The sequence below is a fragment of the Tardiphaga sp. 215_C5_N2_1 genome, from assembly GCF_052076055.1.
Taxonomy (GTDB): domain Bacteria; phylum Pseudomonadota; class Alphaproteobacteria; order Rhizobiales; family Xanthobacteraceae; genus Tardiphaga; species Tardiphaga robiniae.
This window is the reverse complement of the sequence record NZ_CP197240.1, coordinates 821,117-840,323: the sequence shown is the minus strand read 5'-3', so window position 1 is coordinate 840,323 and position 19,207 is coordinate 821,117. Positions and strand designations below refer to the sequence as shown.

24 protein-coding genes and 1 tRNA gene are annotated in these 19,207 nt (G+C 59.7%); 16 read left to right on the top strand and 9 right to left on the bottom strand.

Going from position 1 to position 19,207, the window contains the following annotated elements; translation table 11 throughout:
- The first annotated feature begins 27 nt into the window (after window positions 1-27).
- From AB7828_RS03860 to AB7828_RS03810, 11 genes are all read left to right on the top strand, one after another.
- Window positions 28-240 (top strand): hypothetical protein, encoded by a 213-nt coding sequence (locus tag AB7828_RS03860; RefSeq protein ID WP_441229453.1) that lies wholly within the window; start codon window positions 28-30, stop codon window positions 238-240.
- Window positions 241-379: 139 nt separating this feature from the next.
- On the top strand, window positions 380-1,021 hold the full coding sequence (locus tag AB7828_RS03855; protein ID WP_441229452.1) for a hypothetical protein: 642 nt from the start codon (window positions 380-382) through the stop codon (window positions 1,019-1,021).
- Window positions 1,022-1,023: 2 nt separating this feature from the next.
- Window positions 1,024-1,779 (top strand): hypothetical protein, encoded by a 756-nt coding sequence (locus tag AB7828_RS03850; protein WP_441229451.1) that lies wholly within the window; start codon window positions 1,024-1,026, stop codon window positions 1,777-1,779.
- Between the two features lie 110 nt (window positions 1,780-1,889).
- Window positions 1,890-2,201 (top strand): hypothetical protein, encoded by a 312-nt coding sequence (locus AB7828_RS03845; protein ID WP_441229450.1) that lies wholly within the window; start codon window positions 1,890-1,892, stop codon window positions 2,199-2,201.
- A gap of 26 nt (window positions 2,202-2,227) precedes the next feature.
- Window positions 2,228-2,533, top strand: coding sequence for a hypothetical protein (locus AB7828_RS03840; protein ID WP_441229449.1), 306 nt, complete (start codon window positions 2,228-2,230; stop codon window positions 2,531-2,533).
- Window positions 2,530-4,650, top strand: coding sequence for a phage tail length tape measure family protein (locus tag AB7828_RS03835; protein WP_441229448.1), 2,121 nt, complete (start codon window positions 2,530-2,532; stop codon window positions 4,648-4,650). The genes AB7828_RS03840 and AB7828_RS03835 overlap by 4 nt, the downstream gene beginning before the upstream one ends.
- Before the next feature lie 129 nt (window positions 4,651-4,779).
- Window positions 4,780-5,037 (top strand): hypothetical protein, encoded by a 258-nt coding sequence (locus AB7828_RS03830; protein ID WP_441229447.1) that lies wholly within the window; start codon window positions 4,780-4,782, stop codon window positions 5,035-5,037.
- 13 nt (window positions 5,038-5,050) lie between these two features.
- Complete coding sequence (locus AB7828_RS03825) at window positions 5,051-5,854, top strand: hypothetical protein (RefSeq protein WP_441229446.1); 804 nt, start codon at window positions 5,051-5,053, stop codon at window positions 5,852-5,854.
- Between the two features lie 7 nt (window positions 5,855-5,861).
- Window positions 5,862-6,050, top strand: a complete 189-nt coding sequence (locus AB7828_RS03820; protein ID WP_441229445.1) for a hypothetical protein — start codon at window positions 5,862-5,864, stop codon at window positions 6,048-6,050.
- A 144-nt stretch (window positions 6,051-6,194) separates the two neighbouring features.
- Complete coding sequence (locus tag AB7828_RS03815) at window positions 6,195-7,022, top strand: hypothetical protein (RefSeq protein WP_441229444.1); 828 nt, start codon at window positions 6,195-6,197, stop codon at window positions 7,020-7,022.
- Entirely contained in the window at window positions 7,019-8,173 is a 1,155-nt protein-coding gene (locus AB7828_RS03810; protein WP_441229443.1) for an AAA family ATPase, read from the top strand. Before AB7828_RS03815 ends, AB7828_RS03810 begins: the two co-directional genes overlap by 4 nt.
- A gap of 33 nt (window positions 8,174-8,206) precedes the next feature.
- On the opposite strand, the gene AB7828_RS03805 is transcribed toward AB7828_RS03810, so the two are convergent.
- Window positions 8,207-8,563 (bottom strand): hypothetical protein, encoded by a 357-nt coding sequence (locus AB7828_RS03805; RefSeq protein ID WP_441229442.1) that lies wholly within the window; start codon window positions 8,561-8,563, stop codon window positions 8,207-8,209.
- Window positions 8,564-8,791: 228 nt separating this feature from the next.
- Between AB7828_RS03805 and AB7828_RS03800 the strand changes: the two genes are divergently transcribed.
- From AB7828_RS03800 to AB7828_RS03785, 4 genes are all read left to right on the top strand, one after another.
- Complete coding sequence (locus AB7828_RS03800) at window positions 8,792-8,980, top strand: hypothetical protein (RefSeq protein ID WP_441229441.1); 189 nt, start codon at window positions 8,792-8,794, stop codon at window positions 8,978-8,980.
- Window positions 8,977-9,567, top strand: a complete 591-nt coding sequence (locus AB7828_RS03795) for a hypothetical protein (RefSeq protein WP_441229440.1) — start codon at window positions 8,977-8,979, stop codon at window positions 9,565-9,567. Before AB7828_RS03800 ends, AB7828_RS03795 begins: the two co-directional genes overlap by 4 nt.
- A gap of 194 nt (window positions 9,568-9,761) precedes the next feature.
- Window positions 9,762-10,367: a hypothetical protein gene (locus AB7828_RS03790; RefSeq protein WP_441229439.1), complete on the top strand. Its 606-nt coding sequence runs from the start codon at window positions 9,762-9,764 to the stop codon at window positions 10,365-10,367.
- Window positions 10,368-10,375: 8 nt separating this feature from the next.
- On the top strand, window positions 10,376-11,635 hold the full coding sequence (locus AB7828_RS03785) for a DNA-packaging protein (protein ID WP_441229438.1): 1,260 nt from the start codon (window positions 10,376-10,378) through the stop codon (window positions 11,633-11,635).
- On the opposite strand, the gene AB7828_RS03780 is transcribed toward AB7828_RS03785, so the two are convergent.
- The 8 genes from AB7828_RS03780 to AB7828_RS03745 form a co-directional block, all read right to left on the bottom strand.
- A complete protein-coding gene (locus tag AB7828_RS03780; RefSeq protein ID WP_441229437.1) occupies window positions 11,632-13,065 on the bottom strand; it encodes an SEFIR domain-containing protein in 1,434 nt (477 codons plus the stop codon). The two genes, AB7828_RS03785 and AB7828_RS03780, sit on opposite strands and share 4 nt — an antisense overlap.
- Window positions 13,066-13,624: 559 nt before the next feature.
- Window positions 13,625-13,702 (bottom strand) — tRNA-Pro (locus AB7828_RS03775).
- An 80-nt stretch (window positions 13,703-13,782) separates the two neighbouring features.
- On the bottom strand, window positions 13,783-14,598 hold the full coding sequence (locus AB7828_RS03770; RefSeq protein ID WP_441229436.1) for a MerR family transcriptional regulator: 816 nt from the start codon (window positions 14,596-14,598) through the stop codon (window positions 13,783-13,785).
- 37 nt (window positions 14,599-14,635) lie between these two features.
- The gene (locus tag AB7828_RS03765; RefSeq protein WP_068730933.1) at window positions 14,636-14,971 is read right to left on the bottom strand and encodes an integration host factor subunit alpha; all 336 of its coding nucleotides are present in this window, start codon (window positions 14,969-14,971) and stop codon (window positions 14,636-14,638) included.
- A gap of 145 nt (window positions 14,972-15,116) precedes the next feature.
- Window positions 15,117-16,094: a beta-ketoacyl-ACP synthase III gene (locus AB7828_RS03760; RefSeq protein ID WP_441229435.1), complete on the bottom strand. Its 978-nt coding sequence runs from the start codon at window positions 16,092-16,094 to the stop codon at window positions 15,117-15,119.
- Window positions 16,091-17,152 (bottom strand): phosphate acyltransferase PlsX, encoded by a 1,062-nt coding sequence (gene plsX / locus AB7828_RS03755; protein WP_093759130.1) that lies wholly within the window; start codon window positions 17,150-17,152, stop codon window positions 16,091-16,093. The genes AB7828_RS03760 and plsX overlap by 4 nt, the downstream gene beginning before the upstream one ends.
- A gap of 202 nt (window positions 17,153-17,354) precedes the next feature.
- Window positions 17,355-17,945 carry a YceD family protein gene (locus AB7828_RS03750; protein WP_093758804.1) on the bottom strand — a complete coding sequence of 197 codons (591 nt, stop codon included), beginning with the start codon at window positions 17,943-17,945 and terminating at the stop codon, window positions 17,355-17,357.
- Complete coding sequence (locus tag AB7828_RS03745) at window positions 17,942-18,484, bottom strand: ubiquinol-cytochrome C chaperone family protein (protein WP_184516102.1); 543 nt, start codon at window positions 18,482-18,484, stop codon at window positions 17,942-17,944. Before AB7828_RS03745 ends, AB7828_RS03750 begins: the two co-directional genes overlap by 4 nt.
- Before the next feature lie 140 nt (window positions 18,485-18,624).
- Between AB7828_RS03745 and AB7828_RS03740 the strand changes: the two genes are divergently transcribed.
- Window positions 18,625-19,095, top strand: coding sequence for an outer membrane protein assembly factor BamE (locus AB7828_RS03740; protein WP_420882329.1), 471 nt, complete (start codon window positions 18,625-18,627; stop codon window positions 19,093-19,095).
- The last annotated feature ends 112 nt before the right edge of the window (window positions 19,096-19,207 follow it).

The following is a 19,207-nucleotide window of genomic DNA, read 5'->3' as shown; positions in this document are numbered from 1 at the left end:
TGCTAACGTAAGAGCAGGAGTTACCACATGTCGGGATCCGACGACGCGACCCTAATCCCTACGGCCCGTTTGCGCGCTCGCTTCGGTGGCGTCAGTCACATGTGGGTCGAGCGTCGTTTGAAGGACGACCCTACCTTCCCCAAGCCGATTTACATCACTAACCGACGTTTTTGGCGCGTCTCGGATTTGGTTGTCTGGGAACGCGGACAGATCGCGCGTCCGGTCATGGCGGCCGCGTAATCGGCGCCGCCCGAAACGAACTACCCCACAACCCCGGCGAAGATCGTAGCGGCACAGCGGAGACGCTTGTCAGCTCAGGAGAAGTCATGCCCGCAATCAACGACCACGGACGTCCTGGCGTCGAACAAGGGGCGCCTCAATGAGCGTGACTAACATAATCGGTCAGTCCAACGCGGTGCATGTCATCACGGATGGGCTGATGAAGCGTGAAGACGGCACGTTCGCGAACGTCAGCAAGGCGGTTGCGCTCCCCACGTTGAACGCGGTCGTTACGGTCAATGGCAACTGTCTGGGACCTGGGTTCTTCGCGGCGGCGATCAACGTCGAATGCGCGTCGGTCGCGACGCTGCAGGTTGATATGCTCCGAGCTGTCAAAAAGATGGTGGATCTGGCGCCCTTCCTTGTCGAGGGTAGCGGATTCTCTATCACCGTGACCGGCTGGGGAGACGGCGAGGCATTCGGCTACGGGCTGTCGACCAATGCAAACTTCGGTACGCCGTGGGAAGTCACGCCGCTGTCGGTTCACAAAAGGATCGTCATGCTGCCGTGCTCGGAAGAATGGGCCGGGGACGTGAGAAAGATATTCCCGAGCAAGGTCGACGTGGACCAGATCGATGTTGATCGCGTCGCAAATGAAATTGTTCTGATGCAGCGGCGCCGTGAGCCTGACGGCGAAAACGTCATCGGCGGCATGGTCTCTATCGCCTCGGTTTCGGCGGCCGGCATCCAAACCAGAATCACAACCCGATGGCCAGGCCATCTTAAGCAGCTGAGGAACTAGACATGAAAATTTCCAAGAGCATTCAGGGTATCGCGTTTGCCGGCGCGCTCGCGCTATGCGCCGCTTCCGGCGCTTCGGCCACTACGACGGTCGGTGATGGCTGGGGCCGCGACATCAAGAATATGTCGACCGGCGTTTGGACAATTGATCCGAGCGGCTCGGAAACCGTGAACGGGCAGGCAACATTCAACGTGTATCCGGGCGAGAGTTTTCGGCTCATCTGCGACGGAACTGGATTTAGTTTGATCGGCCTCGGAACCGGGCTCGTCCTGATGGATACGAAGGTCGGGAGTGCATCAGCCGCACTGGACTTTACGCGCTTCGACTCCAACAGATTTGCGAAGTACGAGTTCATTTTCGACGGCGTTTATCCGGTCACGGCTGGCGACGGACTGTGGATGCGAGCTTCCACTAACGGCGGAAGTTCGTTTGACACCGCGGCAAGCTACGCGAGCGGCATTCTGTATGCGCTTGGTACTGCCAACGGCGCACTGCAGAACTTAGCTCAGACGAAAATCGACCTTACGACAACTCAAGGAAACGATCCCGGCTATGCGATTTCGGGGCGGGTTGGCGTCAGCGTACTCGCGGCATGGACTTATATTGATAGTACCCATGTGTCAGTCGATAACACTTCGCTATCCAGGCGAGAAATCCAAGTATCAGGCCAGTATTCAGGCGCCGCGAACGCATTGCGGTTTCTATACTCGACCGGAAACCTCAACGGCACCATCCGGCAATATGGCTACACGAAGTAGCGACCCACAATCAATTCAGTCGCGCCTCGGACGTACAGGCCGGCAGATAAGCGAGCGAACTGTTTCCCCTCGGTTCGCTCGCTCCACTTTCTCCAACGAAGGACCGACAAATGGCAGATCTCGATATCAAATTGAACGACAAGACCGTGACTCTCAAGTGGAAACTGAGCGTGCAGAAGAAGATCAGTACCGAATTCGGCGGACTTTTGCCCGCGCATCGCGCCATCATGGAATTCGACCTCGACGCTTTCGCTAAGATCGTGGCGATCGGCACCGAAAAGGTTCTGCCCGACTCACTCGACGAAGTCTGCGGCGATGTGTTCGCCACCGGGATGGAAACACTGCAACCCGATCTGCTCAAGTTTCTGAACCGCCTGGTCAGCGGCGGCAAGGATCCCGAACCTGCCGCGATTGCGGCCTGATCAAACAAGTCGCGGATATCTCGTCGATGGCCAAGTTCAAAATCCAAATCGAAACTGTCGGCGAGATTGATCTGCGCTTCACGCTCGACGCCTTTCTGACTATCGGTAGTGACTTCGGCGGTTTTGAAGGCGCACTGGCGAAGGTCGTGGCGTGCGACCTGGACACAACCCACCGCATCATTGCTGCGGCTGCTGATCAGTCCCCTTCTCAGCAGGCAATCTTCGCGACGGGCGTGCTCACGCTGCGCCCGCGCATCCTCGAATATCTCGAACTACTGCAGGGCGGATCAGTTGCGCGGCAAGCCGCGGGATACGCGGAGACGACCGTTTGAGCGACATAGCAACTCTTGGTCTCGCTTTAGATTCCCGCCCCATTGTCGCGGGTACCAAAGCGCTTGACGGTTTCACGGCCGCGGCGAAGCCAGCGCAAGCTGCTACCACTGCGCTGGAAAAGGCGGTGGCCGACGTTGGTAAAGCTACCAGCGCGCTTGGTGGGAAGCTCAAGCCCACGAACGATGTGCTGACGGCGGTCACCAAGAACGCAGGCCTCTCAAGTAACGGTCTGCTCAATCTGTCGCGACAGTTCCAGGATGTTTTTGTATCGCTGCAGGGAGGCCAATCACCTCTCACAGTCATAGCGCAGCAAGGTTCGCAGATATATGACGTGTTCGCATCGTCCAAGACGGCGACTGTTGGCGGCGCACTGAAACAAATCGGTAGCGGTATCGCGTCTGTTCTCACACCCGCGCGCCTCCTGGTCGGCGGCGTTCTAGCGATCGGCGCCGCAGGTCTTTACACCGCAAATGCCCTTGGTAAGAGTGCTCTTGCCGCTGCCGACCTCGCCAAAGTTTCCGGCACGAATATTGGTAGCGTGCGCGGCTTTCAGACCGCAGCAAACTACAAAGGCATCGGCGACGACGAGTCGTCGAAGGCGATGGCGCAATTTGCGCGCAATGTCTACGATGCCAAGAACAACATGGGCGGCCTCGCGGAGGTTTTCCGCGCCAACAACATGTCGGCCAAGGATTTCAACGGCTACCTCGACGGCGCCAGCGAACTGATCCGACGCGCCAAAGGGGACACGCAGCTTCAATTCCAGTTGCTGCAATCGATGGGCCTGCCTGCGACCGAGAAGTGGGTGAAGCTGCTCGAACAGGGCGGCGCCGCTCTCCGAAGCGCGATCAACGCGAACCAGGGCAATCCCGGTGCCGAAGATAAGTTGGCGAAGGCTGCACAGAGGTTTGACGACGCTTGGAATAAGGCGACCACGAACACCAGCAATTACGTTAAATCATGGGCACTGTCTGCGTGGGACGCGCTCGATCGGCTGATTGACAAGGCTTCGAACGGCGCGGGCGCGTTTACGCGTGCGCTCACCGGTCAGCCAGAACCTTCGCCGTCTCGCCCTCGTGTTCTCATCACTGGTGGATCGATTGACGCAAAGCCGGTGGATCCCGCCGCGGTTCAACGGGCGCTCGCACTGGAGCAACAGCGGCTCGGATTGCTTGGTCAGGTCGCGACGATCAACGAGACGGTGCGTCTGCAAGAGTTGGCTATCCAACAGGCTCGCGCAAGCGGTGTCAGTGTCAGCACGGCCGAGGCGAAGCGCATCCTGGATAATGCCAGGGCGAATGCACTCGGCACGACGCAGATTCGCGCGCAGGCTGATGCATACGCGCTTGAAACGTCGACTCTGGGTCTAAGTACGGGGAATGCACTGGCATACGCCGCGGTTCAGCAGCGCATCAATGAAGAGACCCGGAAGGGCAATGTATTGAAGCCCGAACAGATTGCGGCGCTGCGCACCGAAGCAACAGCGCTCGGCGAAGCGGCATCGCGCGCCGAGAACATGCGATTCGGTTACGACTCATTGACCAACTCCGGGCAGACGTTCCTGTCGACCCTCCGCAACAGCGGGACAGTATGGGATGCGTTCAAAGCCGCGGGTGTCTCCGCGCTCGATGCCGTGTCGCAGAAACTGATGAAGATCGCGACTGACAATCTCTGGACATCTGCCTTTGGTGGATCCTCTGGTAGCGGCATTCTTGGCTCGCTGTTCGGTGGCGGAAGCAGCGCCGCGCCGAACAGCGTCATGGTAGGTGATTATGCCATGCCAAAATTCGCGAGCGGCACGAACAGTGCTCCGGGCGGTTTGGCGATGATCAACGAGCGGGGTGGCGAAATCGTCAACCTACCGAGCGGCGCGCAGGTCATCCCACACGATGTTTCTATGGCCATGGCGAACCGGATTCGCCTGCCCGCCGCCCCGCAGTTTCAGTCAGCGCCCGCAAGCAATGTCAGCGTGCCGATCAACATCAGCATCGATGCCACCGGCGCTGACGCGGCGGGCCTCGCTCGAGTACAGCAGCAACTCGCGCAATTGAACGCGGAGCTGCCCGCACGCGCCGTAGCGGCTCTTAAAAAGGCCCGGCGCGGAAGGGACTTTTGAACGACTTTCGCGTCAGCGGGATGCTGCGCAAAATAGCTCGGCGTGATGCCGATCGAACAGCCGCGCGTGATGCGCAGCAACCGTAGGTTAAGGGCATGACGCTCGCACCATACTCAGAGAGAGAACACAATGACCGTACTTTCCGACATCTCCAAGGCCGCTAACACTCGAATGGTTCTGGCGCAGATCGACCATGCCAAACGCACTGGCGCCAATCAAACCCCCGCGTTCAATTTCGACATCGATAGCATCGTGAAGCTCCATAAAACCAAAATGGACAATCTTCACGCGCTCGACGGCACGAGCGTCGCCGATGCAAAGGCCGCGCTTGACGTTCTGGCAACGGCGGTAAAGGCAGCCGGCCCGGTTGTCCCGGCCGCAGCGTAAAGGGAGCGAAATAATGGCAACGAACTCAATCCGAGCACTACTCGAAGGCAAGGTTGCGCGCGTCTCCGCGTCCAATTCTGCCACCTCGAAGTCGCTGACATCCGCAATCAAGCATGCGCTGTCGATCCATAACGCCTTGGGGAACGTCAAAGAACCGCTCGCCAAGCGCGCGAAGGACGAGCAGCGCAATGCCGAATGGCTTGCCACTGAGACGCGCAAGGCGTTCGGCGAACGACTCCGCGAACTGGCACGACTGCGCGTTGAAGTGGAGTCGACGGCTCGGGCGCATGCCGCAAGCAAGCCGACGCTGCCCGCTTTCGACAAGTCCGATGTACTCGCCGCTATGGAAACGATCGCCGTTGCACAGCGCGTGGCATCGACGAAAGCAAACGAATATCACAAGCTGAGTCCGGCCGAACGTTTGGCGGCGCTCCGTGTACCGACACTGGCCAATATCCCGCCGAGCGTCGCCGAGCGCTGGACCGAGGAGGCTATCAGCAACATCAGTCCGGAACGGGCGGCGATTTATCGGACCGATCAAGAACTAATCGAGGAAGCCACGTCTGCACTGGAAATCGTCAAGCACTCGATGGCCCGCGAAGTGGGCATGGTCGATCCGGATTCCGGCACTGCGAACTACGCGTGGCAGGCGTTTGAGCGTGAGCACCTCGAGCCGATCAAGCGGGATCTTGAAAGGCAGGACTTGGTGCGAGCTAACGGTCGAAATCTCGACGCCGTAGCTGAAGCTGAGCAGGCCTTGCGAGCAGCGCAGGCAATACAGTCTCAGCAGGAACGTGAACTCTTAAAATCGCTCTGAGGTAACCATGGCACTCCGCATTTTCGAACCGGATCTGCACGACGTCAAACGCTCGCTGCACCACTTGTACGAACGGCAGCCGGACGGCTCATTCATGCTCGAACTGTCCGACTTGGAGACCTACGTGCAAGGGCTGAAATCGGCGCTCCGAAAAGAGCGCGAAACCGTAAAGGCGCTGCGACCGCAAACTTACTGATTCAAAACGAAATCGCCCCGCGCACGGCCAGGTGCAAACGGGGCGGAGTATCGTATTCGTGTCGTCGCTAAACCATGTCTACTATACTTCGTCGCTTTTTGCAAGGGGAATCGTGCTTCGGGCTTCATCCATGGAGCCTAAATCTTGTTACACGATCCGATCAAACCGAATGAGTGGCAACCGCTCACCGATGAACGCTTCGATGCGCTTCACAACGACTACTGCTCGTGGATCAGTGACCTCACCGATATCCGCCAGCGAATGGAGATGTTGCGCGACGAGGCCCGCGTCGGTTGGACGCCGAGCGCAGAAATCAGCGCATCTCTCGACAACCTGAATACTGACGACGAACGCTTTGCCGCGCACGATATGGACGCCGCGCGTCGCGTTCTGGACGCCGCGGAAGCCGACGTTGCCGCGACGAAACCTCACCGCACGGCACGCATCGACCGTGCGAAAGAACGTATCGCTGCACTAGAGAAAGCGTGCACTGAGGGCTGGAAGCCGACTCCCGGACTAAAATGGCCGCACCCGAACGTCGTGATCTGGTGTGGCTTGTTCTCGGGGTTCCGATGGCGGCACCTCGACGAGACCGAGCGCGCCATTGAATTCTTTGAAGGAAGGTTGGCAGTCGAACCTGCGAGCGAAGCGCAGTTGGTCGCATTTGATAAGCGCCTTGCCTTGCTGCGTGATCGATACCGGTTCGGCTGGCGCCCTTTCGGCAACGATCGGTCTGCGAGTCGAGCCGCAGAGGAATTGGACCATTGGTGTGGTGACGGGCATCGGGAAATTAATGGTCGCCCGCTTCGCTGGTATACTTATTCCGGCCTGCCCCCTGGTCAGTGGCCGCAGACCGCAGCGCAGATTGAAGCTTGGTTCGCGCACTTCGAAGAACAGCGAGAAGCACCCGGACTCAACATTTCGTTGAAGCTTGGTCCGACATTGCTCGGCAAGAAAGGTCTCCGCAAATGACGGCATTATCGCTTCGATTTTTTGATGACTGTCGCTCTGAGCCGGCGAAGCCATGGCTCATTAAGGGCGTCATGGCGATGGATGAGGACTCCTCCTGGTTTGGGCCGGCGGGATCTCTGAAGTCGACGCTGTTGACCGACATCGCCGTGCACCTCGCAGCAGGCGCAGATTGGCGCGGGCACAGAACGAAGGGCGCGGTTGGTGTCATCTATTTTGCTTTCGAACGGGCGGCTCTGACCCGTCGCCGGCTCGCTGCGTATGCGGTGCGCGATCAGTTCGAGAAACTGCCTATCGCGGTCGCCGGAGACATGATCGACCTGGTCGACAGCGGCAGTGTGCAAACGATCGTTGAAACGGTCTGGGCTGCGGAGGCTCGTTTCGGCATCCCGGTCGGTCTGATTATCGGCGACACCTATGCGAAGGCCGTGGCGGCGGGCGGCGGCGACGAGGACAAGGCGCAGCATGCGAACGTCGTCGCGGCAAATCTAAAGCGGGTCCATGAGATCCTAGCCAATCCTGCGACCGCTGGTCAGCCAGAAATAGCGGGACATGCAGTCCACATCGCAATGATTGGACATACGGGTCACGACGGCACGCGGGAACGCGGTAGCAGCGCCAAACTAGGTCACGTCGATCTGGCGGTGAAAATCTCGGGCGTGGGCAAGGTCAAGACGGCCGAAGTCACGAAGGGCAACGATCAGCCGGAGCATGCACTGACGGCGTTCGAGGGCGAGGAGATCGTCATTGGTCAGGACGAAGACAACGAGCCCCTAACGGCCTTCATTGTGTCAGGGCGCATCGTTCGCGCCGGTAAGACCGTCAAGCGAACGCAGCGGCAGGAACTGGCGCTGAACGCGCTGGATCACGCGCTGGCAGCGGACGGCCAATCCCCGCCCGCCGGCTCAGACGTGGGTCCTTGGCTGCGTGTGGTGCGTGTCGATGCGTGGCGGCAAGAGATGATGCGTCGAGGCGTCATCGAGGCAGACGCGAAGAACCCGCGTTCGGCCTTTAAACGAATCAAAGATGATCTGCTGGCGAGCGATGCGATCGTCGAGCGTGACGGTTTCGTATGGCCGGTGCAGCCGGGCGGCATCCCGATGCCACCACCGATGGTGCTGGCGCCGTCGCTTGTCCCGGCACCGCCAGTCTAGTTGACGCCCTGCCCCGATCGCAGCACCTGTCGACTAAACCACACCCTTGCACTTGCCGTGATAATAGACGTCGGTGACAAACGGGGTGCGCTTCACCCCTTGGCGCGACACGATTTCATAGCCAGTACCGCACATGCTGTTATTAGTCAGCCAGCCTTGCAGCATCTCCATGCGGGATGCCTCACCCGATTCGTTGTCGGGATACTGTGGCGCGATCAGCGTTTTGAATTTGAACCGTCCCGGTCCTGTCGGCTCGAAATCGGTCGCCGTGACCCTGTCCATCGTTTGCATGCAGCCGCTCAGCAAAAGCGCCGCACCAATCGCCCAAAACCGCATCTGAATTCCTCCCCGCTCGAGCACAGGTTGCGCCAGGTCGAGCGGGATTGGCAAGGAACTGTCATCGCAACGACGGGCAATCTCTCATGTAGATTCGATTTCCAGTGTAGCAGCACCGTCCCCGCGTCCCCGTCTATAGAGACGGGGGACGGACGGGACGCTTGGGTGCCGTCGCAATGGGACGGTTTGGGACGCGACGGGACGGTGGGACGGCAATGTTGACATACACCAAGCGCGGTGTAAGTTTACATAACTATTTGATGTTGCTAATGAAATTTAGATGTGTCACGTTTGTTGCCGACCGATGGTGGTCTTATGGGGGAAGCAATGCCTGACTCAACGGATAAGTTTATCGGACGGTGTGAAATGCAGTTGGCAGAACGTCGCGCTGAGCGCGATAGGTTGAATGCGGACATTGCTCTGCTTGAAGCGACCATTCTGGTGGAACTTGCACGCGAAAAGCGGCAGTGACGCACAACGCCTTTTGGCGGCGTGGCTACGAGTCGCTCGTGTTGAATGACGTGAGCGACTTCGTTGCGGCCATTGAGGGTGGCGAAGCAGGGTCAGTACGATGTGCCATGTTCGAAGCGCGAATGACCGGTCGCCTTCACTTGGTGTTCCGTGCGCTATCAGCGATACCGTTACCCTCGACCGCTTCCCGCATCGCCTTTCGTGCTTTCCTCACTGAACAAGGTCTGCACATTCGTGATGCTCTGCGCGACGACGGGTTGATGCTGGAAGTTCTCAGGAACTGGCTTCCCTTCCACAGAGGTTCGGATGTGGTCTTGTATCGAGGCGAGACCGGTCATAATCACGTGCGTCGAAGTTACGGTGTGTTCTGGACCTCAGATCGTGAGATTGCGTCTATGTTTGGACGGGGCGTGAACCGGTGCCGATTTAGCGGCGGTGTTCTGCTAACCGCTGTCGTCTCAGCCGGGGCCATTCTCACCGATTTCACAGCGGACAGCGATTATATGGGTGAATCCGAATATATCGTAGATCCCTCGCACCTATCTATCAGCGTGCTCGAAACCTACTCACCAATTTTAAGCTTGTAGCTTCTGCCTCCGCATAGGTATTCTAGCCTATACGCGAATAGAATCTGAGGGCCACTTGTTCATATGACTTGTGGCCCCGATCTTTTATTCCATTGAAATCATCGACTTATGGCAGAGCTTGACTCTATTCCTTATTTGGGGTAAACATAAGGGTAGCGGAAACATCCCGCGCCAGTATTTTGCGAGTTCAATCGATGGCTAAACGCGGCCCACGCTGCAGCATCTGCGACCACGATGAACGGTGGCGTATTGAGATGCTGCGGGCTGGCGGTGCCAGCCTGGACTCCCTCGCCGCCAAGTTCAAATGCTCTGCCGACGCGATCGGTCGCCATTGGCGCCACCATGTGAGTGCAGAGGTGAAGGCTGGCTACCTCGCAGGACCGGCCCAGCTTGCCGACCTCGCCGCCACGGCGGCAGGTGAAGGCGCTTCCGTGCTCGACCACTTCCGCGTCGTTCGCACGATGCTCATGTCCCACCTGGACGCCACCACGCAGGCCGGTGACGCCCGCGGCGCGGCGATCGTGTCGGGATCACTGATCAATGTGCTGGAGAAGATCGGCAAGGTCACCGGTGAGATCGCGACGATCGCACAGGGCACGATCAATATTCAGAACAACGTCGCCATCGTGAACAGCCCGCAGTTCGCGGCGGTGCAGGCTGCCATCCTCCGCGCACTGGCGCCCCACCCCGCCGCTCGCATGGCCGTGGTGGACGCGCTCCGCACCTTAGACGACGAAGCGGCTGTCCCTGCCCCGCCTCGCTTGATCGAAGCCAAGGTCATCCCGCCACCGCCGATTTGAGAGACCGAATGAACGCCAGTATCGCCGCCGCCCTTGCCGACACACTGGAAGATGGGGGATGGCGTAGCAAAGCCCGACCTAATCAACTTCCGCCGGATGGCGATTGGAATGGGTGGCTTTTGCTAGCTGGCCGTGGATTTGGGAAAACATTCACAGGCGCCGGATGGGTCAACGACCTTGCCGAGACCCGGGCTGCACGCCGCATCGCCCTCGTCGCACCGACCGCCGCCGACGCTCGCGACACGTTGGTCGAGGGTCAGAGCGGCATCCTAGCCATGGCGCCATCGTGGAATCGGCCCATCTACGAACCGTCCAAGCGCCGTCTGACCTGGCCCAGCGGAACTATCGCGACAACCTTTTCCAGCGAGGAAGCTGACCGTCTACGCGGCCCCGAGCACGACGCGGCGTGGGCCGACGAACTGGCGGCGTGGAAGGATCCGCAGACCTGGGACATGATGATGTTTGGCCTGCGCATCGGCAAACGCCCGCGCTGGGTCGCAACGACGACGCCGCGGCCGACGAAGCTGATCAAGGAACTGGTTGCACGCGAGGGCAAGGACGTCGTCGTCACACGCGGCTCGACCTACGACAACATCGCCAATCTGGCCCCGGCAACGGTCGAATTTCTACGCAGTCGGTACGAAGGCACCAGGCTAGGTCGACAAGAGCTGAACGCTGAACTGCTGACCGACGTCGCCGGCGCGCTGTGGCAGATGGACTGGCTAGACCGTGATCGGGTGAAGGCCACGCCCGAGCTGCGGCGCATCGTTGTGGCGATCGATCCGGCGGTGTCGAACAACGAAGGCTCGGACGAGACCGGTATCATCGTCGCCGGTATCACACGGGACCAGCAGGCGTATGTGCTGGAAGACCTGTCCGGCCGCTACGCTCCGCACGAGTGGGCCGCCAAGGCGATCACCGCATATCACCGCCACAAGGCCGACCGGATCATCGCCGAAGTGAACAACGGCGGCGCTATGGTCGAGGGCACGCTTCGTGCCGTGGATTCACGCGTCAGCTACAAGTCAGTGCACGCCAGTCGAGGCAAAGTCGTGCGGGCGGAACCGATCGCAGCGCTGTACGAGCAGAAGAAGGTGCACCACGTCGGCGGCTTTGCGACGTTGGAAGATCAGATGTGCGGCTTTACCAGTGACTTCGATCGCGGCCGCGCTGGATACTCGCCAGATCGCGTTGATGCGCTGGTCTGGGCGCTGACCGAACTGAGCGAGCCGCCGAGGAGCGTCACCATATGGGAGCTGCGGCTTTAGGCGCGTGACGCGACCTTCGACACGCTCGCTAACGTCTCAACATTGACCGTGTCGAACTCCCAGCGGGGCAAGTAACGGTTCATCGGTCCGTTAGCCGAGAAAGCCGTGACTAGATTCTCCAGATCCTTTTTACTCGACACCCCCACAACGGGTGTCAGCTTCTTGAAATATGCCTCCGACTCACTTCGGGCAAACACTTCGAACGGCCCTCGGAACCGGAAGGTCGCGTATAGAAGACTTTCAGGATACCAATTACCTTCGGTTCCACCAAGCGAAGCGGCACGCAGGAATAGCACAAAGTCAGCCTGCATGACTTGCGCGAATTTTATTCCACTAGAGTGGCTACGCTGTTCAAGCAAATCAGCCCGCAGGGAAAGCCTGCGCATTTCTTGCCCCTTTTGCTGAAGAGAAGGCATGAAACGACGAATAACCGTAAAAGATTTCATCGTCTCCTGTCGGTCGTCGTCAACGACATAGAAGCGCAGCGACAGAAAATCCTGCAGAAGCGAGAAACGCTCATATCGCAGCAGTATTGCGACAGAGTACAAAAACAACTCGTGCACGATGAAGACGAAGTTGTCCCAGTCCCATCGGCTATACGACGTCACGGATTCTGGCCTATCCATAAATGGAATGGCTCGCTCAAAGAACCGCTGGAGGATTACTGGCAAGTCCGCGCTCGCTGACACGGCAGCTGCGTTCATGAATTCCACAAATTCATTTCGGATCGGTAGGAAAGCTTCGATGTTATCGAGGACCGCTTGTGGAAAGTCTGGGCTATCCTGAGGTATTCGAAAATCGTCCAGCGCGCTGATCACGGAGTCGAGGTAGCTCTCAATATAGACCGCGGACCGTGTAGAGCCAGCCTCAAGCGCATCAACTGCGCGCCGCGCCTTGCCGCGGGTTTTGCTCGTTGCCGGAGCGTGGCTGTCGCTCAGAAATTCGGGCATTTTGCCGATCGGCGGCTTAACGTAAGTGGGCTTCCCGTAAAGCCAGCGAAGCAACTGTTCGAAATTCGTCGCATATCGCGACTCGGTCATATCAATGTAAATGCGCGACACTAAAAATTTTGGCAGATAAGGCTCCCCATTCTCATCGACCTCGGAAACCACCGCGACAAACTTTGTCTGGTCTGCTTTTTTGTATATTTCCGGCGACATTATCTGCGACTCGGTGCCGACGCCGCCTTTGCGACTATCAGCCTTCTCGGCGTAAACTTTGTCGGAAACGATAATGACTTTCGTCACGGTCGGATCGGTCACCATCGATTCCATGAATTGGATGGCGTCGTGCCCCTCGTGAAGATCCCACTTGTCGAGCTTCACATCTACGCCGTTTTCGACAAGTTGCTGCGCCAGGTCGATCACCCACCGCTCATGCATTGGGTTTGTCCAGCTATACGAAATGAAAGTTTTCGGTGCGGTGGCCATGCTCATTCCTTGCAACCTTTGATTATGCCGCCATGGTTACTTCGGCGGTAAAGGATTGCAATTGATTTGAACGTTGCGGTTGTGCTCTGTTCGGCGTTGCCTGCAGATCAAACGGTGAGGAGACGAGGAGAAAGCGCGGCGGCGCGCCAATCAACGGCCGGGAGACGGGATCGACTAAGGGCTGCAACCCGAAGCGAAATCTAAGCCCAGCAGGCAGGAAGGAGGGTCAATGACCTTCGCTGAAACAGTTATTATCTGTCTGATGCTCGTTCAGATCTGTATCGATCTCAACTTGAACAAGGCTAAATAATAGCGGGGCGACCAGCACTCGCCGTCCGGGTGGCTGAGCCTTAAAATGGAAAAAGCCCCAAGGGCTGCAACCCTTGAAGCTCTTGAATTCCAGATCGAAGGATCTTCGACCCGCTGAAACAGGGGTTTTATAAACCAACGTTGGTCGCTTGTCACTAACTTATAGTTGCGGGCGACGTTCCGGTTTACCCTATCCGTTACCCTGGCGATTTTCTAATATTTCGACTTCCGGCTAAGTCGTTGATTTTAATGGTCGGAGCGAGAGGATTCGAACCTCCGACCCCTAGTCTCCCAGACTAGTGCGCTAACCGGGCTGCGCTACGCTCCGATGGGGCATCGTGTAGCTTCGATCCGCCCGAGGCGCAAGAAGGCTGAGCGGATTGAAACGGATTGGTTGTGAAGCAGCCTCTAGCCGTCCTTCATCGCCGTATCGAGTGCCTGACGCGCCGCCAGCAGCTCCTCGAGCACGGCTTCCAGCCGTTCGCGCTCCAGCCGGCGCTGCGGGTTTGGCCTTGGGCTCGGGACCGCAGCCGCTCTTGCGCTCTGCGTCGGAGCCGGCATCGCCGGTTCGGGCCGCGCCGCAACAGGATTTGCCAATACGGGGTTTGCCCGCGACGGGGCCCGCTGCAGCTGTGGATCCACGCGCGGCGACGTCGATGTCATCGGAGGTTCGCGGCGGGCGGCGACGGGAGCGGCAGCAGCTTCCTCCTCGTCTTCTTCCTCAGCCTCTTCGTCCTCCCCCTCTTCGCCGTCGTCTTCGTCGCCCTCTTCTTCTTCCTCGTCCTCGGCGCCTTCGGCGTCAGCCTCGTCTTCGGCTTCTTCCTCGATCTCCTCGTCGCGTTCCGCCTCGTCCTCGGCCTCTTCTTCCTCGTGATCCTCTTCGATCATGGGACGCTTCGCCTGGACGCGCGGCGCGATGGCGGCAGACGTCGGCGTGAAGCTCGGCGCAGCGTGGCCGTCGACCAGCCCCTGCACCGACTTGATACCGTTCTCTTTCAGGATTCGTTGCACGCCGCGGATGGTATAACCTTCGCCGTAAAGCAACCGGCGGATGCCGCGCAGCAGATCGACATCGTCCGGACGATAGTATCGCCGGCCGCCGGATCGCTTCATCGGTTTGATTTGAGTGAACCGCGTTTCCCAGAACCGCAGAACATGCTGCGGTATATCGAGATCGTCAGCGACCTCGCTTATGGTTCGAAACGCATCCGGCGCTTTGTCCAAGTGCAGGATCCCTGTGGTTCGCCCTGTGTGTCTCTAGTCAGTCGTCGTGATCTTTACCGTTGCCAACTGCGGTACTGTCGCCGTTGATCCGCTGTTTCAGGATCGCCGACGGCTTGAATACCATCACTCGCCGCGGCGAGATCGGTACTTCTGTGCCCGTCTTCGGATTGCGGCCGATGCGCTCGCCTTTTTTGCGCACCATGAAGGAGCCGAACGACGACAGCTTCACTGTCTCGCCCTTCTCCAGACAATCCGTAATTTCTTTCAAAACCAGTTCAACAAACGCGGACGACTCCGTGCGCGAGAGACCTACCTTTTGGTAGACCGCTTCGCACAGATCAACGCGTGTGACTGTTTTTCCCGTGCCCGTCATCGCCTGCCCCAACTACTCTCGGCGAACCAAATTCGCGTCAGAAATTAGGAGGTTAACGCGCTCCGGTCAACAGTCACCATCGATGCAAAGGCATGGAAAATCATGACAATTTGAGATGTTGTCGATCTGCATCATCACCAGCGCATCACCAGCGAACGAGTGCAGACCCCCAGGTGAAGCCGCCGCCCATGGCTTCGAGCAAGACGAGGTCGCCCTTCTTGATGCGGCCGTCGTTGACCGCCACCGACAATGCGAGCGGAATCGACGCCGCCGACGTGTTGCCGTGAAGGTCCACGGTCAGCACCACCTTTTGCGGTGCAATATGCAGTTTATGCGCCGACGCATCGATAATACGCTTGTTGGCCTGATGCGGCACGAACCAGTCGATAGTTTCGGCGCTGGCGCCGGTAGCTTTGAACGCATCGACGATCACATCGGTGATCATACCCACCGCATGTTTGAAGACCTCACGGCCTTCCATGCGCAGGTAACCCACCGTCTGCGTCGAGGACGGGCCGCCATCGACAAACAGCTTTTCCTTGTGCCGGCCGTCCGAGCGCAGATGCGTGGTCAGCACGCCGCGATCGCTGGCTTCGCCGGGCTGGGTCTGTGCTTCCAGCACCACCGCACCGGCGCCGTCACCGAACAGCACGCAGGTTCCGCGATCGGTCCAGTCGAGAATGCGCGAGAAAGTCTCCGCGCCGATCACCAGCGCGCGCTTGCCGGCGCCGGTGCGCAGCAGGCTGTCGGCGGTGGTCAATCCAAAGATAAAGCCGGAACACACCGCCTGCAGGTCGAATGCCGCGCCGTGCGTGATGCCGAGCGCGTTCTGCACCGCAACGGCCGTTGCCGGGAACGTATTGTCCGGGGTCGAGGTCGCCAGCACGATCAGGTCGATGGACTGGGCGTCAACGCCGGCATTGGCCAGCGCCGCCTGCGCGGCCTTGATCGCCAGATGCGAGGTGAACTCGCCGTCCGCAGCGATGTGGCGCTGCTTGATACCGGTGCGCTGGACGATCCACTCGTCCGACGTGTCGACCTTGGATGCCAGTTCGGCATTGGTCAGGATCCGCTCCGGCAGGTAAGAGCCGCAGCCGAGCACGACCGAACGTATCGCAGTCACGAGACAGCCTCCTGCGCAGCCGGGCTCGCAGGGAGCGCTTGGCCGTCGCGGTTGAGCATTTGATTGATCTTGGTGAGAAGGTCGTAGCGGACCATGTCGTAACCGACATCCACCGCATAGGCGAAACCATCAGCATTGGTGCCACCGTGGCTCTTCACCACGATGCCGCGCAGGCCGAGAAACACCGCGCCGTTGGACTTGTTGGGATCGACCTTGTCGCGCACCGCCTTGAAGGCGTTCTTGGCGAACAGGTAGCCGATGCGCGAGCGCCAGGTGCGGGCCATGGCATTGCGCAGATATTCTGCGAACTGGCGCGCGGTGCCCTCAGCCGCCTTGAGCGCAATATTGCCGCTGAAGCCTTCGGTGACGATCACGTCGGCATCGCCGCGGCCGATGCCGTCGCCCTCGACGAAACCGATGAATTCGAGCTGCGGCAGATTGGCGGTGCGCAGCAGTTCGGCGGCATCGCGGATTTCGTCGCCGCCCTTGATTTCCTCGACGCCGATATTGAGCAGACCGACCGTCGGCCGGGCCAGATCGAACAGCGCGCTGGCCATGGCGCTGCCCATGACAGCGAGAGTCTTCAGGTGGTTGGCGTCGCCGCCGATGGTGGCGCCGAGATCGAGCACGACGGAATCGCCGCGCGTGGTCGGCCAGATCGCGGCCAGGCCGGGACGCTCGATACCGTCAAGCATGCGCAGGCAAAAGCGCGCCATCGCCATCAGCGCGCCGGTATTGCCGGCGGAGATCGCGACATCGGCCTCGCCCTTCTTCACCGCCTCGATCGCCAGCCACATCGACGAGACCTTGCGGCCACGGCGCAGCGCCTGGCTTGGCTTGTCATGCATGCTGACGGCAACGTCGGTATGGATCACCTTCGATACGGCCTTCAGTGCCGGATGATTGGCGAGTTCTTTCTCGATCAGCGCGCTGTCACCGAACAGCAGGAACTCGCTGTCGGGATGCCGGGTCAACGAAATCGCGGCGCCGGGAATGACCACCGATGCGCCGATGTCGCCACCCATGGCGTCTAGCGCGATGCGAACCTTTTTCGGCATGGACGTTCCGGAAACCTGTCTCTTGCGGCCTGTGACGCTCGTGGCCGCGGACGAAGTCTGCCGCATTTGGCAGCAGACGGCGAAGTTATGGCATTAACCCGATTTCGGCCGGGGACAATAGCGTTTCCGTGACCCGATACAACATCTTGACCGGGCGCTTTTGTCCCGCCAGCCGCACGGGGCGTGGAATCGGACCTCGGTCTCAGCCCTTCCCGGGCTTTTTGGATTTGGGCGTCTCAGGGGCGGTTTTCAGCGCTTTCAGGGCCGCAAACGGGTGCTCTTCCGGGTCCGGAACCTCGACCACCGGCTCGAACACGGCATCCGGCTTACGGGGATACGGGTCCAGCCCCAGAAACAGCGCGTCGGTCGCCAGTTTGCCGAGGTCGATGAAGCCATTTTCGATCGGCTCCGGCGGATCCGGGGTCTCCTCGTCGCTCTCAACGTCCTCGTCCACCGATTCGGCGAGTTCGCGAATCTGCGATGGCGGCGCGAAAATCACGTCGATCTCTTCCTCGAAATCGGCAGCCAGTGGGTCCAGCGTCACCACGCAGGTCTGCTCGACCTTGCCCCAGATGCGACCGGTCACATGCACCGTACCGCCCTTCACGGGGCTCAGCAGGAGTTCGCCTTTCACGGCGCCCACGCTGACGAGGCCGCCGAGTTCGGCGATCCGCTTGCGCTCCTCGGGCGTGGCCTCGATGTCGCGCGCCAGCCCCGTTTCCGGGATCTGGATCACGGCGATGGGCACGCTCCAGGGCGGCGTGAGATCCACGGTGCGGTCGGGTTTGTTCATGTCGTTACCAAGGTCTCCGCAGGCGACGGGAAATGCCACGCGCCTGATGTCAGTGTCGTTGCATCCAGCGTGCCCAGACGGGCGTTCGCCGCTTCGACATAAACAGCGAGACGCCGGGCGTTCTCGATGTCCATGCCATAATAGATATTCTTCGACAGCGCCGCCGCCAGAGGCTCCCTGCCTGCGCCAAGCGCTGCGTCATAGGCGCCTGTCCGGCCGTAAAACGCATCGCCGAACTCCCGCATTTTCTTCGGCACCTTCATGTCGCTGGTACCGAGTTCGCGCAGGTTATCGTCCATATCGCCGCAGAACCTGTCGAAAAGTCCCTGCGACAACTCATCCTTGGGACTCATGCGGCGCAGCACCAGCCACAGGTGCAGCAGCAACATATCGAAACGCCCGTTTACCGTATCCGGTGCTCCCAAGTCCCGATAAAACAAGGGTTCTCGCGCCTGCGCCACGATCATGCCATAGATGGCTTCAATGGTGCCGCGCAACGGCGCCGGGGGCTTTCTGAAGTGACTGAACGGCCAGACCATCTTGGGTTCCTCAGGCGGGCCCCTCGGGCACGCGCATGTTGCATTCAGAGGTTCTGCCCGGTACGTCAACGCCTTCCGGGATGCAAGTCTTTCGGAAGCAAGGCCTTCCCGAGAATCAAGAGGATGGGACCCCCTCCGCTATGACAATTTCGACCTCCATCAGCGCGAAGGCGCGGCCGACACGTGGCTGGCGCGGCATGCGCGCCGTACTCGCGGTCGCGGCCCTGTGCGTCACGCTGGGCGCCTGCGCCGAGCAATTCCAGAAGGGCTACATCCTGCCCCCCGGCGCGCTGGAGCAGATCCCGATCGGCGCCAGCCAGGATCAGGTCCTGATCGTGATGGGCACGCCCTCCACCGTCGCCACGCTATCGGGCGAAGTGTTCTATTACATCTCGCAGCGCGCCGAACGCGCCGTCGCGTTCATGCCGCAGAAGGTCACCGACCAGCGCGTCATCGCGATCTATTTCGACAAGAACCGCAAGGTAATCCGGCTCGCCAATTACGGCCTGCAGGACGGCAAGATCTTCGACTTCATCAGCCGCACCACGCCGACCTCCGGCCAGGAGATGAGCTATCTCACGCCGCTGTTCAAGCTGATCAGCTTCCGCTAGGCGGAACTATCAAATCGCTGAATTGCAAAAGCCCCGCAGCACACGCTGCGGGGCTTTTCTTTACGCTGTGGCCAAGGTCGGCTTGCCCGCCACCATCTGCCTCACTACGATT

Excerpts from the sequence above, each read along its gene's own strand:
- AB7828_RS03860 (WP_441229453.1), top strand. The coding sequence starts at position 28 with ATGTCGGGATCCGACGACGCGACCCTAATCCCTACGGCCCGTTTGCGC.
- AB7828_RS03855 (WP_441229452.1), top strand. The coding sequence starts at position 380 with ATGAGCGTGACTAACATAATCGGTCAGTCCAACGCGGTGCATGTCATC.
- AB7828_RS03850 (WP_441229451.1), top strand. The coding sequence starts at position 1,024 with ATGAAAATTTCCAAGAGCATTCAGGGTATCGCGTTTGCCGGCGCGCTC.
- AB7828_RS03845 (WP_441229450.1), top strand. The coding sequence starts at position 1,890 with ATGGCAGATCTCGATATCAAATTGAACGACAAGACCGTGACTCTCAAG.
- AB7828_RS03840 (WP_441229449.1), top strand. The coding sequence starts at position 2,228 with ATGGCCAAGTTCAAAATCCAAATCGAAACTGTCGGCGAGATTGATCTG.
- AB7828_RS03830 (WP_441229447.1), top strand. The coding sequence starts at position 4,780 with ATGACCGTACTTTCCGACATCTCCAAGGCCGCTAACACTCGAATGGTT.
- AB7828_RS03825 (WP_441229446.1), top strand. The coding sequence starts at position 5,051 with ATGGCAACGAACTCAATCCGAGCACTACTCGAAGGCAAGGTTGCGCGC.
- AB7828_RS03820 (WP_441229445.1), top strand. The coding sequence starts at position 5,862 with ATGGCACTCCGCATTTTCGAACCGGATCTGCACGACGTCAAACGCTCG.
- AB7828_RS03810 (WP_441229443.1), top strand. The coding sequence starts at position 7,019 with ATGACGGCATTATCGCTTCGATTTTTTGATGACTGTCGCTCTGAGCCG.
- AB7828_RS03790 (WP_441229439.1), top strand. The coding sequence starts at position 9,762 with ATGGCTAAACGCGGCCCACGCTGCAGCATCTGCGACCACGATGAACGG.
- AB7828_RS03785 (WP_441229438.1), top strand. The coding sequence starts at position 10,376 with ATGAACGCCAGTATCGCCGCCGCCCTTGCCGACACACTGGAAGATGGG.
- AB7828_RS03780 (WP_441229437.1), bottom strand. The coding sequence starts at position 13,065 with ATGGCCACCGCACCGAAAACTTTCATTTCGTATAGCTGGACAAACCCA.
- AB7828_RS03765 (WP_068730933.1), bottom strand. The coding sequence starts at position 14,971 with ATGACGGGCACGGGAAAAACAGTCACACGCGTTGATCTGTGCGAAGCG.
- plsX (WP_093759130.1), bottom strand. The coding sequence starts at position 17,152 with ATGCCGAAAAAGGTTCGCATCGCGCTAGACGCCATGGGTGGCGACATC.
- AB7828_RS03750 (WP_093758804.1), bottom strand. The coding sequence starts at position 17,945 with ATGAACAAACCCGACCGCACCGTGGATCTCACGCCGCCCTGGAGCGTG.
- AB7828_RS03745 (WP_184516102.1), bottom strand. The coding sequence starts at position 18,484 with ATGGTCTGGCCGTTCAGTCACTTCAGAAAGCCCCCGGCGCCGTTGCGC.
- AB7828_RS03740 (WP_420882329.1), top strand. The coding sequence starts at position 18,625 with ATGACAATTTCGACCTCCATCAGCGCGAAGGCGCGGCCGACACGTGGC.